This is a genomic window from Streptomyces sp. NPDC003016 (genome assembly GCF_053591455.1).
Window position 1 is genome coordinate 20,781 of the sequence record NZ_JBSFTV010000004.1, and the last position, 13,390, is coordinate 34,170.

General features: G+C 71.1%; 14 protein-coding genes. 6 read left to right on the plus strand and 8 right to left on the minus strand.

What is annotated here, in order from left to right; translation table 11 throughout:
• Window positions 1-359 precede the first annotated feature (359 nt).
• The 3 genes from ACWDZ4_RS04195 to ACWDZ4_RS04205 form a co-directional block, all read right to left on the minus strand.
• Window positions 360-2,339: an FUSC family protein gene (locus ACWDZ4_RS04195; protein WP_451506908.1), complete on the minus strand. Its 1,980-nt coding sequence runs from the start codon at window positions 2,337-2,339 to the stop codon at window positions 360-362.
• A gap of 148 nt (window positions 2,340-2,487) precedes the next feature.
• Entirely contained in the window at window positions 2,488-2,739 is a 252-nt protein-coding gene (locus ACWDZ4_RS04200; RefSeq protein ID WP_451506909.1) for a DUF2630 family protein, read from the minus strand.
• Window positions 2,740-2,875: 136 nt separating this feature from the next.
• Window positions 2,876-3,682 carry an alpha/beta fold hydrolase gene (locus tag ACWDZ4_RS04205; protein ID WP_451506910.1) on the minus strand — a complete coding sequence of 269 codons (807 nt, stop codon included), beginning with the start codon at window positions 3,680-3,682 and terminating at the stop codon, window positions 2,876-2,878.
• A 93-nt stretch (window positions 3,683-3,775) separates the two neighbouring features.
• On the opposite strand from ACWDZ4_RS04205, the gene ACWDZ4_RS04210 reads away from it, so the two are divergent.
• From ACWDZ4_RS04210 to ACWDZ4_RS04225, 4 genes are all read left to right on the plus strand, one after another.
• The gene (locus tag ACWDZ4_RS04210) at window positions 3,776-5,143 is read left to right on the plus strand and encodes an aminotransferase-like domain-containing protein (protein ID WP_451506911.1); all 1,368 of its coding nucleotides are present in this window, start codon (window positions 3,776-3,778) and stop codon (window positions 5,141-5,143) included.
• A gap of 62 nt (window positions 5,144-5,205) precedes the next feature.
• Window positions 5,206-6,216, plus strand: a complete 1,011-nt coding sequence (locus ACWDZ4_RS04215; RefSeq protein WP_451506912.1) for an ATP-binding cassette domain-containing protein — start codon at window positions 5,206-5,208, stop codon at window positions 6,214-6,216.
• The gene (locus ACWDZ4_RS04220; RefSeq protein WP_451506913.1) at window positions 6,213-7,079 is read left to right on the plus strand and encodes an ABC transporter permease; all 867 of its coding nucleotides are present in this window, start codon (window positions 6,213-6,215) and stop codon (window positions 7,077-7,079) included. Before ACWDZ4_RS04215 ends, ACWDZ4_RS04220 begins: the two co-directional genes overlap by 4 nt.
• Before the next feature lie 109 nt (window positions 7,080-7,188).
• Window positions 7,189-7,812: a tellurite resistance TerB family protein gene (locus ACWDZ4_RS04225; RefSeq protein ID WP_451506914.1), complete on the plus strand. Its 624-nt coding sequence runs from the start codon at window positions 7,189-7,191 to the stop codon at window positions 7,810-7,812.
• A 33-nt stretch (window positions 7,813-7,845) separates the two neighbouring features.
• Here the strand turns inward: ACWDZ4_RS04225 and ACWDZ4_RS04230 are convergent, their stop codons facing one another.
• Window positions 7,846-8,268, minus strand: coding sequence for a hypothetical protein (locus tag ACWDZ4_RS04230; RefSeq protein WP_451506915.1), 423 nt, complete (start codon window positions 8,266-8,268; stop codon window positions 7,846-7,848).
• A gap of 139 nt (window positions 8,269-8,407) precedes the next feature.
• Here ACWDZ4_RS04230 and ACWDZ4_RS04235 point away from each other — a divergent pair, with 139 nt between their 5' ends.
• A complete protein-coding gene (locus ACWDZ4_RS04235) occupies window positions 8,408-8,845 on the plus strand; it encodes a VOC family protein (RefSeq protein ID WP_451506916.1) in 438 nt (145 codons plus the stop codon).
• A 150-nt stretch (window positions 8,846-8,995) separates the two neighbouring features.
• On the opposite strand, the gene ACWDZ4_RS04240 is transcribed toward ACWDZ4_RS04235, so the two are convergent.
• Both ACWDZ4_RS04240 and ACWDZ4_RS04245 read right to left on the minus strand, forming a co-directional pair.
• On the minus strand, window positions 8,996-9,976 hold the full coding sequence (locus tag ACWDZ4_RS04240) for a hypothetical protein (RefSeq protein WP_451506917.1): 981 nt from the start codon (window positions 9,974-9,976) through the stop codon (window positions 8,996-8,998).
• A gap of 276 nt (window positions 9,977-10,252) precedes the next feature.
• Complete coding sequence (locus ACWDZ4_RS04245) at window positions 10,253-11,671, minus strand: TerD family protein (protein ID WP_451506918.1); 1,419 nt, start codon at window positions 11,669-11,671, stop codon at window positions 10,253-10,255.
• A 126-nt stretch (window positions 11,672-11,797) separates the two neighbouring features.
• Here ACWDZ4_RS04245 and ACWDZ4_RS04250 point away from each other — a divergent pair, with 126 nt between their 5' ends.
• The gene (locus ACWDZ4_RS04250) at window positions 11,798-12,217 is read left to right on the plus strand and encodes a hypothetical protein (protein WP_451506919.1); all 420 of its coding nucleotides are present in this window, start codon (window positions 11,798-11,800) and stop codon (window positions 12,215-12,217) included.
• A gap of 53 nt (window positions 12,218-12,270) precedes the next feature.
• Here ACWDZ4_RS04250 and ACWDZ4_RS04255 read toward each other — a convergent pair whose 3' ends face one another.
• On the minus strand, window positions 12,271-12,513 hold the full coding sequence (locus ACWDZ4_RS04255; RefSeq protein WP_451506920.1) for a DUF397 domain-containing protein: 243 nt from the start codon (window positions 12,511-12,513) through the stop codon (window positions 12,271-12,273).
• Window positions 12,510-13,379, minus strand: a complete 870-nt coding sequence (locus ACWDZ4_RS04260; protein WP_451506921.1) for a helix-turn-helix domain-containing protein — start codon at window positions 13,377-13,379, stop codon at window positions 12,510-12,512. The genes ACWDZ4_RS04255 and ACWDZ4_RS04260 overlap by 4 nt, the downstream gene beginning before the upstream one ends.
• Window positions 13,380-13,390: the final 11 nt, after the last annotated feature.

Sequence of the window (13,390 nt, forward strand, 5' to 3'; positions counted from 1 at the left end):
CCCCCCGCCCCTTCCCGAACCGGGGGCAAGCCCCCCGCCCCTTCCCGAACCGGGGGCAAGCCCCCCGCCCCTTCCCGAACCGGGGGCAAGCCCCCCGGGCCCCCGGACGCCCTCCGGGCGTGTCCTCGATCGCCGGACGGGCTCAATTTCTGCGCGGTGGCGGGAGGGGACGCGCCGGGGCGCTCCCCGCAGGGCGTTGAACGCAACCACCCCGAAGAAATCCCCGTACCCGAACGTTCGACGCCCGAGGAGACGCCCCGGCGCGGCACCGACCCCGAAGCCCCGCGCTTTCAAGCCCCGGCGCGGCACCGACCCCGAAGCCCCCGCGAAAGACGCCCACCGCCCCCGGCCCGGCGACGTCACCCCCGTGGTCGCACCGGCGAAGCCACCGCCCGCGCCGCCGCCACCTCCTGCCGCAGCGGCGCGAGGACGCTCTCGTCGTCGCCGGGGAGGTCCGTCCGTACCTCCACCAGCGTGTCGCTCGCCCGCAGCCCCTCCGCCAGCTCGCGCAACTCCCGTGCAACCTCCGCCACTTCCGACTCGCCCGGTGGCTGCGCCCCGTGGTTGACGCGGACCCGGGCCGCCGTCGTCGCGTCCACGATCCGCTCGGTCGCGACCACCAGCGGCCACCATGCCGCCGCCCGCGCCCCGGTCGGCGGCGGCTCGGTCAGGGCGCGCTGGAATTCGGAGCGGACGACCGACAGGTCCCGGTAGAGACGGCGCCGCAGCCGCTGCCGCAGCCGTTCGCCCTGGAAGCTGGGCGGGCCGAACGCGCACTCCACATAGCCCGCCGTGTCCGCGACCGTGTCCGCGAGCCGCGCGCCCACCCGCGTGCTCCAGCTCTCCGGCCACAGCAGGTACCCGGCCAGCAGCGAGATCGCGCAGCCGAGGAGGCTGTCGTACAGGCGCGGCAGGACCAGCCCGAACCCCTGGTGGTTCAGCACGTCCGACAGCAGCAGGATGACCGGCGTGATCGCGGCCGTCTGGAACGCGTACCCCTTCGCCGTGAAGACCGGGATGAGCGCGGCGAGCACCACCATCACCGGTACGTCCCACCACCCGCGCTCCAGCTCCGCCAGGATCGCGGCGGCGACCACCAGACCGAGCGCCGTCCCGAACGCCCGCTGCACGGCCCGCGAGAAGACCGACCCGAAGTCCGGCTTCAGTACGAACACCACGGTCAGCGCGACCCAGTAGGAGCGCGGTACGGAGACGAGCGAGACGAGCGCCTGCGCCAGGCCGATGCACAGGGCGAGCCGCAGGCCGTACTGCCAGGAGGCGCGGGAGAGCAGGACGTTGCGGGTGGCGCGGCGGACGCGTACGCCGAGGGCGGCGGGGCGGCCGAGCCGGTCGTCGACGTTGGCGTACGGGTCCGCCGCGTCGGAGTCGGTGCTGAGGACGACGGCCGCCGCGTGCCGCAGCGCGTGGTCGACGGCGCGCCCGGACTGCGAGGTGGGCGCGGGCAGGTCCGTCCCGGCCTCGGCCGCACCCGCGCGCCCGTCCGCGACCGCGTCCGCCAGCCCCCGCACGGCGGCCGGGATCTCGGGCGGCAGCGGCCGCCGCCGCAGATGCGCGGCGGGTGCCGACTCGACGAGCGGTACGACGACGTTGAGCTGCGCGAGCAGCCGTACGAGCGGACTCCTGCGGCCGTGGTCGCGGGCCCGCCGGGCGAGGACGAGGTCGTACGCCGTGTTCAGGGACTGCGTGACGGCCTGGCGCCTGGTGTCGTACGTGTCCGGGTCCCGCCCCGCCGCCTCCAGCAGATCGGCGGCCGCCCGGTACGTGTCCGCGACCGCGTCCCGTTCCGGCACCCCGCCCCGCAGCGGCCAGGCGACCAGGGTCAGTACGAGGACGAAGAGGCCGCCCAGGGTGAGCAGCAGCGGCGCCGTCCACCAGGGGTCCGGCATGGGCAGCCCGGCTCCGACGACGGCCTGGAGCAGGAGCAGCAGACCGGACACGGAGGCGACCGCACCGATCGTCGAGATCATCCCCGACACGAGCGCGACCAGCGTCAGGGCTCCGACGGCGAGCCACCCGTGCCCGTACACGAGCGTGCCGAGGGTGACGCCGACCGCGCCGAAGAGCTGCGGGACGGCGATGTTGAGCAGGCGCATCCGGTACGCGTCGGCGGTGTCGCCGATGACGCCGGACAGCGCGCCCATCGACACGAGCGCCCCGTACACCGGCCGGTCGACGGCGAACCCGACGGCGAGCGGCGCGGCCATCGCGATCCCGGCCCGGACGGCGGCGGCCCACGGGACCGGTGCCCGCTGTGGTCGCAGCCCTTGCGTCAGCCACTCGGGCGGCGTCAGCCGGCCCCCTGCTCTCTGCTCAGCCATGCCCTCAACAGCTCGAAGTCGAACTCCTTGTGCACGTCAGCGACTCGGAGCGGCATTACTGTCCACAGCCTGTGGACAACTTGTGGGAGCGGGACATCTCCGCGTTTATGCGTCCACTTCCTGTGGATTTCTGTAGGTTCCTGCGGATTCAGTTCTTGTAATTCTCGACCTCGACCGCCGGCCGCACCTTCGCCTCACCCGGATCCTCGCCGAATTCCGACTTCGCGCGGCGCTGGCGCAGCAGGTCCCAGCACTGGTCGAGCTGGACCTCCACAGCCTTCAGCCGGGTGCGCTCGGTGTCGTCGAGGCCCAGGTTCCGGGTGGAGCGCTCGCGCAGCTCGCGTTCCTCGCCGACCAGACTGTCGATGGTGTCGAGAATCTTCTGGTTGGCGTCTTCCATGGCGGCTCGCCTCCGTCGGATCGGTCGGACCGGTCGGATCGTTCGGACCACTCCAGTACCCCACCCCCACCCCAGCACACCTCCAGCCGCTGTGCAGCTCCAGCGCGCGGTTACGGCGTCACCGGCGTCACCGGCGTCACCGGGCGAGGCGGGCGCAGCGGTCCAGGTGGGCGCGCAGGGCGCTGTTGAAGACGCCGGGGCGTTCCAGGTTGGGAAGGTGGGCCGCCGACTCGACGACCGCGAGCGTCGAACCGGGGACCGCCGCGTGCATCGCCTCGGCGTCGGAGACGGGCGTGTACGTGTCGTCGCGGCCCACCACGATCAGCGTGGGAACGCTCACCCGCGTCAGCAGGTCGCGGTAGTCGGGCCGCTCCGCCCGGCCGCGCAGGGCGGCCGCCGCGCCCTCCGGGGAGGCGGCGGTCATCATGCGGTGCACATGGGCCGCCGCCTCGGTGTTGTACGGGGCGACCATCTTGTCCAGCACCTCGTCGGCGTACCCCTTCATGCCCTCACCGAGCAGCCGGTCGGCGAGGGAGTTGCGCCACCGCTTGCCGTCTTCCGTCTCGGCGGCGGGGAAGGTGTCGGCGAGGACCAGGCCGGTGATGCGCCCGGGGAAGAGGCGGTAGCACTCCATGACGATCTGGCCGCCCATGGAGAGCCCGCCGAGCACGGCGCGCTCGATGCCGAGGTGGTCGAGCAGGGCCGCGATGTCCGTGGCGAAGACGGAGAGCGGGGTGGTGCCGGGGACGACCTGGCTTTCGCCGTAACCGCGCAGGTCGGGGACGATCACGCGGTGGGTGGCGGAGAAGGCGTCGACCTGCGGGGCCCACATCGTGCGGTCGAAGGGGTGGCCGTGGACCAGGACGAGGGGGGCGCCGCTGCCCCGGTCGGTGTAGCCGACGGTGATGCCGTTGACGTCTGCTGAGAGCTGCGCGGTGGTCATGTGCAGGAGGCTAGACGTGGTCAACTACTCGGTGCAATAGGATCTTTGCTCTCGGTGCAATGTCGGTGCGGAAGCGGAAGAGCGGAGGCCCTGATGGCGGAGGATTTCCGGCGGGTGGCCGATCAGGTGGCCGCCGAGATCGCGGCGGGCCGGCTGCGCCCCGGCGACCGGCTGCCCACGCAGCGCGCCTTCGCCCGCAGCCGCCGGATCGCGAACTCCACCGCGATCCGGGTGTACGGCGAACTGGTGCGGCGGGGCCTGGCGGTGGGCGAGGTCGGGCGCGGCACGTTCGTCCGGGCCGCGCCGCCCTCGCCCGGACACGCCCTCGCGGAGGAGGCGGCGGCGGACGGCCCCGCAATCAATCTGGAGCTCAACTACCCCGTGGCGGAAGGCCAGTCGGAACTCATGGCGCGGTCGCTCACCGGCCTCCTGCGCCCCGACGTCCTGGAAGCGGCCACCCGCCCGGCAGCCGCCGACGGCACCCCCGCCGCGCGGGAGGCGGCAGCGTCGCTGCTGGCCAGGGGCGGCTGGCGGCCGGACGCCGGGCAGCTGCTCTTCGCGGGCAACGGCCGCCAGGCCATCGCCGCGGCCATCGCCTCGTGCGTAGGCCCGGGGGGCCGGCTCGGCGTCGAGGCGCTGACGTATCCGCTGGTGAAGGCCGTCGCGGAACGCCTCGGGGTGAGCCTGGTGCCGATCGCGGCGGACGGTGACGGCCTGTGCCCCGACGCGCTGTCCGCCGCGCACCGGAGCGCGCCGCTCAGCGCGGTGTACGTACAGCCGACCCTGCACAACCCGACGGCGGTGACGATGAGCGAGGAGCGCAGGGCCCACCTGGCGGCGGTGTGCGCCCGGCTGGGCATCGACGCGGTCGAGGACACCACCTGGGCCTTCCTCGCCCCCACGGCCCCCGCTCCCCTGGCCGCCCACGCCCCCGGCCGCACGGTCCTCGTCGACAGCCTCTCCAAGCGCCTCGCCCCCGGCCTGACCACCGGCTTCCTGGTCGCCCCCACCGCCCGCACCGGCCTGCTCGCCGACGCCCTGCGCTCCGGCGCCTGGACCGCCGCCCGCTTCAACCTGGAGGCCGCCGTCCGCTGGATCACCGACGGCACGGTGGCCGCCGTCACCGCCGCCAAGCGCGCGGACACCGCCGCCCGCCACCGCCTCGTCCGGCGTCACCTGGGCGGCTTCCGCGTCCGCACCGACCCGCACGCGTACTACTGCTGGTGGGAGCTGCCCGCGCCCTGGCGTACGGACACCTTCGTCGCGGCGGCCGCGGCCCGGGGCATCGCGCTCTCCCCGGGCCGGGCCTTCGCCGTACCCCCGCACACGGCCCCGGACGCGGTCCGGATCGGCCTGGCGTCCCCGTCCGCCGAGGCGCTGTCGTACGCCCTGGGGGTGCTCGCCGAACTGGGCCGGTCCGAGCCGATCCGAGCCGTAGGACCAAAGAACGATTACTTCTGAGGGCGGGGGCGGTCAACACTGGGAAAGAGGTTCCGATCGACCTCCCCGGAGGGGCGGAAGACATGAGTGGACACCCCGGCCCGGAGCTCGCCGTCGAGACGACGGGCCTGGTCAAAGTGTTCGGTGGGAACCGGGCCGTCGACGGCATCGACCTCGCCGTGCCGACCGGCACCGTGTACGGCGTCCTCGGGCCCAACGGCGCCGGCAAGACCACCGCCGTGAAGATGCTCGCGACCCTGCTGCGCCCGGACGGCGGCGAGGCGCACGTCTTCGGCAAGGACGTGGTGCGGGAAGCCGACGCGGTGCGCGGGAGGGTGAGCCTCACCGGTCAGTACGCGTCGGTCGACGAGGACCTGACCGGTACGGAGAACCTGGTGCTCCTCGGCCGCCTCCTCGGCCACTCCAAGCCCGCCGCACGCGCCAGGTCGGCCCAGCTCCTGGAGGCGTTCGGGCTCGCGGAGGCGGCCGGCCGGCAGGTCAAGAACTACTCCGGCGGCATGCGGCGCCGCATCGACATCGCCGCGAGCATCCTCAACACACCCGACCTGCTCTTCCTCGACGAGCCGACGACCGGCCTCGACCCGCGCAGCCGCAACCAGGTGTGGGACATCGTGCGGGCGGTCGTGGCGCAGGGCACGACGGTGCTGCTGACCACGCAGTACCTGGACGAGGCCGACCACCTGGCGTCCCGCATCGCCGTGATCGACCGGGGCAAGGTCATCGCCGAGGGCACGAAGGGCGAGCTCAAGGCGTCGGTCGGCTCCGGTTCCGTACACCTGCGGCTGCGCGACCCGGCGCAGCGCCCCGAGGCCGAGCGGGTGCTGACGCGGGCGCTGAACACCGCCGTACAGCTGGACGCGGACCCGGTCGCCCTGACGGCGACGGTCGACGGGCACGCGAGCGACCTCGGCGCGGCGGAGCAGGCCGCGCGGGCGCTGTCGGAGCTCACGGCGGCGGGCATCACCGTGGACAACTTCGCGCTCGGCCAGCCCAGCCTCGACGAGGTCTTCCTGGCCCTGACGGATCAGAAGAGCGAGACGGCGGACGAGACGACGGCAGGAGCCACGGCATGAGCACCGTCGCGACCAAGGACAAGAACAAGGGCCTCGACGCACTCGCCCTCGAAGCACCGAAGGCCGGGGAACTGGCCGCGCTTCTCGTGAGCAAGGACCGGCCGCGGCGCCCCAGCGCGCTCTCCGCGTCCCTCACCTTCGGCTGGCGCGCCATGCTCAAGATCAAGCACGTGCCGGAGCAGCTCTTCGACGTGACGGCGTTCCCCATCATGATGGTGCTGATGTACACCTACCTCTTCGGAGGAGCGCTGGCCGGATCGGTGGCGGAGTACATCCAGTTCCTGCTGCCCGGCATCCTGACCATGAGCATCGTCATGATCACCATGTACACGGGTGTCTCCGTCAACACCGACATCACCAAGGGCGTCTTCGACCGCTTCCGTACGCTGCCGATCTGGCGCCCGGCGCCGATGGTCGGCTACCTGCTCGGTGACGTGATCCGCTACCTGATCGCGTCCGTCGTGATGCTGACGGTCGGCCTGATCATCGGCTACCGCCCGCACGGCGGGGTGCTCGGCGTCGTGGCCGGTGTGGCGCTGCTGATGGTCTTCGCGTTCGCGTTCTCGTGGATCTGGACGATGTTCGGCCTGTTCCTGCGCACCGAGAAGTCGGTGATGGGCGTCAGCATGATGGTGATCTTCCCCCTGACGTTCCTGAGCAATGTCTTCGTCGACCCGAAGACGATGCCGGGCTGGCTCCAGGCGTTCGTCAACAACAGTCCGGTGACGCACGTGGCCACGGCGGTGCGGGAACTGATGGCCGGGAACTGGCCTGCCGCCGACATCGGCTGGACGCTCGGCTGGTCGGCGGTGCTGCTGGTCGTCTTCGGCACGGTCACGATGCGGCTCTACAACCGCAAGTGACGGCCTTCTTTACTCCGGCTTTGCCCTGCGGGAACCCGGTCACTCCCTGAGACGTTCACCTGACAGAACGCGAAGGCAATCGACAGCCGTACAACCCGAGGTGGCACCAGTGGTGAATTGGGACCGGATCAAGGACCAGGCCAAGAGCTTCCAGCAGTCCCAGAGCAATCGGGGCACGGGCGGGGGGCACGGGCAGGGCGGGGTCCACGGCCAGGGCGGGGTCCACGGGCAGAGCGGGGTCCACGGACCGGGTTCGGCCTCGGGCTCGTCCTCGGGCTCGTCCTCGGGCGGGTCCAAGGCCCAGCTGATCGGGCTGTTCAAGACCCAGCTCGCGTCGGTCAAGACCGAGCTCAAGAGCGGCGCCTACCGGGACGCCAGCATGGCGATGTGCGCACTGGTGGCGGCGGCCGACGGGCAGGTGGAGCCGGCGGAGCGACAGCGTGTGGAGGAGCTGATCGTCTCCAACGAGGTCCTGCAGAACTTCCCGGCGGACCAGCTCCGCCAGCGCTTCAACCAGCATGTGGACCGGCTCCTGGCCAACTTCGAGCTGGGCAAGGCCGAGGTGCTCCAGGTGATCGGCAAGGCCGCCAAGAAGCCCGCGGAGGCCCGCGCGGTCATCCAGACCGGCATGGTCGTCGCAGGCGCCGACGGGTACTTCGAGCCGTCCGAGCAGTACGCCATTCGCGAGGCCTGCGCCGCTCTCGGTGTGCCGCCCACGGAGTTCGGCATCTGAGCGCTGCGCGCCACCGGCCCCGCCGCGCCGTAGTCAGCGGCCGCGGCTGCCACGCCGCTCCCCGCTCTCGTGCGGGACGACGACGATCTGGTGCGCGTCCTCGTAGACGACGCGCCCCGGATCGGCCGACCGCACGAGCTGCCACTCGACGCCGTGGGCCGCCAGGATCTCCAGATAGCCGCCCACACGTGCGATCAGCTCCACGGCGGTGGGCTTGAACCAGGCCGCCGCGCCCGGATTGACGCGCTCGTCGTAGACGGCCGGGTCGACGGTGCTCGGGTCGGTGTACGCCGCGTCGTACCAGTCGTTGTGCGTACGCCGGAACCGCTCCTGCGCAGCGGTCAGCTTCCCCTCCCGCGCAAGGCCGTTGACGAGCCCGAAGACCCCGGGAAAGTTCCCCCGCGCCCGGGGAACCGTGCCCTGGAACCGTACGTACTGGATCGGATCATGAGCCATCACGTCATCGTAGGCACCGGCACCGGCACCGGCCCTGCGGCAGCGATCACGGCCACGTGCGATCGATGCGGTCGCATCGCACCGCGTAGGCGGCCGGGCCCATGGAGACGACGAAAGACCCCGCCTCTACGATGAACCGATGGCGTCGATCAAGCAGTTCCAAGTCACCTTCGACTGCGCAGAACCTGAGCGCGTCGCTCGTTTCTGGTCCGAGGTGTTGGGGTACGTCGTACCGCCGCCACCGGAGGGTTTTGCTACGTGGGACGATTTCGATCGCTCGCTGCCGCCTGCGTATCAGGGGCCGGCGTTCGCATCATGCGCTGATCCCTCAGGCGTGGGCCCGCGACTGTTCTTCCAGCGCGTTCCCGAAGGGAAGGTCGTCAAGAATCGGGTGCATCTGTGCGTGCGGGTCGGCACCGGGCTCGTGGGTGAAGAGCGCCTGGCCGCGCTTGAGGCCGAATGCGCACGACTGGTCCCGCTCGGCGCGGTACGCGGGCGCCTCCTGCTTGCCGATGACGACAACGAGTCGTGCCTCGTGATGCAGGACATCGAGGGCAACGAGTTCTGTCTCGACTGAGTGGCCGCGAACGCGGCACCTTCAGGAGTCGACTGGTGCAGTCGCCAACCGTCCTGATCCAGAACCACTCTTCGGGACCGGGCCGTACGGGGTGTCGAAGGCGGCTCGTACGGCCTCGGCCGGTCGGTCAGCCTGCGGACTCGAACGGGCTCAGCCGCCATCCCACCTCCGCCTGTACTGGCCCGGTACCGGCTCCGAGCCGTGGGGCGGGTACTTCGCGGTGTGGGCCTCCCAGGCCGCGTCCTGGCGGCAGCGTCCGCAGTGCGTCTCGTCGTCCAGCGGGCGGAAGAGGTGTTCGGGGCCGGGTCCCTCGCAGGTGACGAGGGGCTTGGGCCGGGGCGGGGCGTCGTGCGAAGGGCGGTCGTGCGACGGGCGTACGACGGCCCGCTCCTGCGGCATTTTCTCGGTCAGTCGGTGCCGCAGGAACCCGACGGCGGACCGGACGCCGGTCGGTGGCAGTCCGCTGGTCAGCGCGTGACGCAGGTCCGCTGCGCTGATGCCCCTGCGCAGCCAGTCGGCCGCGACGGCGGAGAGCGTACGGGCCTCACGCTCACCCAGGTGCAGTTCGCGCCGCGTCTGGCGCAGGGACAGCAGCACGTTCTCCGCGAGTGCGCGTTCGGAGTCGTCGGTGACCTCTTCGGTGACGCCCTCGGCGGCAGGGGCCGCCGGTTCCGTTTCGGGCTCCTGGGGCTTGGGGGGTGGGTGGGGAGTGTTCTTCTCCCCGTTGTTGTCCCCCGGAGGGGAGTCACCGACCACCCGAGGAGCCGGTTCACCGACCGTCCGCATGTGCGTACTCGGCAGACCGCCGTCCCGGACGGCCGTCGCCTCCTGGGGGGTGAGGCGGACGTTGGCGAGGAGCTGGTCGGTCACCCACCGGCCACGCTCGTTCTGGTGGCGCCACTCGTGCAGGAAGCCGCAGGCGCCGAGGAGTTGCTTGACCTTCTGGTACGCCCGGCCCTTGATCCCGAGACGTTCCGCGTGCGCGCTGAGGGACTTTGCGGTCGAGCCCTCGGGGAGACCCTGTACGTACAGGAGCAGGATCTTCGCGTCGCTGTTCAGACGCGGATGTTGCACGACGTCGTGCGAAGCCTTCGTGTAGCGCCGAAGGGGCGCGATAGCATGCCGAAGCATCCTCGGGACTCCTGTTGGTCCTCGAAGGTGAAGGTCCTCGGATGGTGTTCCAGCACCGCCGGGGACCGCCCCGTGTCCGGTCGGACACGAAGGGTGATGATGTGGTCACCGTACAGCACCGCGCCCAACTCCCGCATATGCCCAGCGAAATGCCCCCACGGGCCGGTTCAGGCCGGGGAGCCCGGCAGCGGCGCACCGTTCCGGCATCGGCATCGGCATCGGCTGCGGCATCGCGGCGGAACCGGCCGGCACGGCCACCGCCTCTCCGGAGTCTTCTCAGACCGCGCGGACCTTCATCCGCCACGAGCCTTCGGTGGACTGGAACAGGAGGAGGAGGGGCCCCTGGGCGAGAGGAGCGCTCACCCTGCTGCTGCGACCGGCCTCATTGACCAGGAGGCTCTGGGGGGCGTCGGCGATGGCCGTGTGGCCGGCGACCTCGTATCCGTACATGAAGTGGTCGCTCCCCCCGGTCTGATCGCGGAACCTCACCGTGAGATCTGCCACCGGCCCCAGGTAGAGCAGCGCTTCAGGACCGCGGCCGGTCAGTTCGCTCTCAAGCCGGCGTGCGTGGGCGAGTGGCTTGAAGGTCAGCGTCCACCGATGGTCAGCCTGCACGCGCAGGCGCAGCGGGTGGCCTTCGAGCGCATCGACAGCCGCAGTGCCGTGGAAGTTCTCCAGAGCGGAATTGAAGACCAGTTTGTCGTCCTTGTTCCGCTTGTTCAGGCTGTAGACGCAGAAGTCGCCGTCGCCTTCACACACCATCTCGACCAGGACGGGACCCGGCGGAACGCTACGGTCCACGGTGACGACCTGCCTCCCCTTCCCCTCGACGGTGTACGGCTCGAAGACCGGTCCGAAGGTCCACGCGCCCCCGGGAGAAGCCTGCGTCGGCGAGACAGGCGGTGCCGTGGGAACGGCTGCCGGGGCGGGCTGGGGCGGTGCGAAGGGCGACGGGGCGCTGGGGGCGGGCTGGGGCGCTGCGAAGGGGACCTGACCGGCGGATACGGGCGCCGTCGGTGCGAACGGAGGCGGACCACTGGTCTTCGACAGCCCCGTGAGCGGAACCGGGCCGGGCGACGGCGGAACCGGAACCGGAAGCGGTACGGGCGGCGCGGGAGCCGTCCCCCCGGCCGTCCCCCCGGCCGTCCCCCCGGCCGTCCCCCCGGCCGTCCCCCCGGCCGTCACCGCGATGCCGAAGTCCGTCGCGAGGCCCGCCAGTCCGGAGGCGTAGCCCTGGCCCACCGCACGGAACTTCCAGCCGCCCGCGCGACGGTAGAACTCGCCGAAGACGAACGCTGTCTCCGTCGTAGCGTCCGTCACCGTGTAGCGGACGACCGAGACACCGTCCGGTGCGAACGCCTCCACCGTCGGTTCCCCCAAGGCCCCGACCGTGCCGTTGTCCGTCGAGCACACGACCAGGACGCGTTCGACCGTCGCCTCGATGCGGGGCAGATCGAGTTCGAGCCACTGCGCGGAGGCGTCACGGGCGTCGCCCACGTGCCGTACCGCGCCCGAGGGATGGACCGGCCTGCCGTGAAAGACCATGTCGGCGTCCCTGCGCGCCCTGCCGCTCACGTCCAGCAGCAGAGCACAGGCGTCGACCAACGGGGCTCCGGGCCGGAGTTCATGGCGCACGGCGACGCGGAGAGCGACGGTCGGTACGAAGGAGTTGGCACCCTTGGCTATGTGGTTCATGCCGGACATCATGCGGGACGTACTCGGCGGAGGCGACCAATCCACTTGGCCGCACGTCGACGTACTCGCATGCATCTGAGTACGTGCGCTCTGGTCGGTCACGAGTGGAGGCGGAAGTCTCGGGCCATGCGACAGCGACTGCCGGAACCCGTTCTCCACCTGTTGGTGACCTTCGTGCCCACTGTGGTGGCGGTGGCGGCGTGGGCCGCCTGGCTGGGCTGGGACCAGCACTACGACGTGCAACCCGACGGGTCGTCGACCGGCCCGTACGAGGCGTGGCAGGTGATCGGACTGGTGCTGACGCTGCTCGCGCCGGTGTACTGGGCGGCGTCCCGGCACCACTTCGCCCTCGCCGTGCCCGGCGTCCCGCTCGGCCTCACCGTCGCGGCCTTCTACGACTGGTCGGACGACGCCAGCGGCCTCTTCATGGTCGGCGTGGTGACGGTCCTGATGGGGAGCCTCGCCGTGACCGCCGCCTTCGCTGCCGTAGTCGCCTCCGTGAAACGACGAGGACGTCGGTCCGACGCGGCACCGATCGGAGCATGACGGCCTTCAGGACCTCAACCAGGTCCCGAAGGCCGACAGTTGGCCGGACGGAGTCAGGCGCGGGCGTACGAGACGAACGCGGCCCAGGAGTCCGGGGCGACCGCGAGCTGCGGGCCTTCGGTGACCTTGGAGTCGCGGACGTGGATGGTGGTGGGGTGCGCGGCGACCTCGACGCACTGGCCGCCCTCGCCGTCGCTGTAGCTCGACTTGCGCCAGTCGTAGGCGACTTCGACGCACGTACCGCCTTCACCGCCGCTGTAGCTGGACTTGAACCAGTGGAGTTCCGTGGTGTTCATCGTTCTCCCAGCATCTTCTCGATCAGTGCCAGCGACTCCCTGGGCGTGAGAGCCTGGGCTCGGATGATCCCATAGCGTTCGGTGAAGGTGCTGACCCCTTCGGAGTCAGTGATCAGCCGGGGGTAGCCCTGGATTTCCGTGTACGCAACCTGATGGCGCCCTCTGGGCGTCAGAAGAGTGAACGGCCCGTCCATGCTTGGGTGTTCCTCGCGGCCGGTTGGCATTACCTGTAGCTCGATGGGGCGCATTCGACCGTATCGCAGCAGTTGCCTCAACTGGTCCTTGTGGACACTTTGGCCGCCGATCGGTCGTTGGAGAACCGCCTCCTCAAGTACGTAGCTGAAGGTAGGCGCCGGCCAGCGTTCGAATATTTGCTGACGCGCGAGCCGGTCTGCGAAGCGCTTTTCGATCGTCTCCTCGTCCAGCAAGGGACGACGCTGGGTGAAGACTGCTCGGGCGTAGTCCTCTGTCTGAAGCAAGCCGGGCATGGCCTGGTTGGCGTACTCGTGGAGCACGACGGAGTCCGCCTCCGCCTTCGCGTAATCACGAAACCAATCCGGGTGCCGCGTCCGAGCCCGCGCCTGCGCCTCCCGTACGTCCGGAATCGCCGCCCGCAGCACCCCGCCCGCCTTCAGCGCGCCGTCGGCCCGGTCCAGGAACTCCGGCTGCGGCGTCCGTACGCCCCGTTCCATCGCGGAGATGAGGTCGAGACCGCAGTGGGTCGCCGTGGCCAGTTCCCTCTGGCTCATGGCGAGGTTCTCGCGCAGCACCCGGATCTGTCTGCCGATCGCACGGAACAGGTGCGCGGTGCCGTCCGCCTCCGAGGGCAGCTCGGGGCGTGATTCCTGGTTCACGGATTCCGTCATGCCGTACCGCC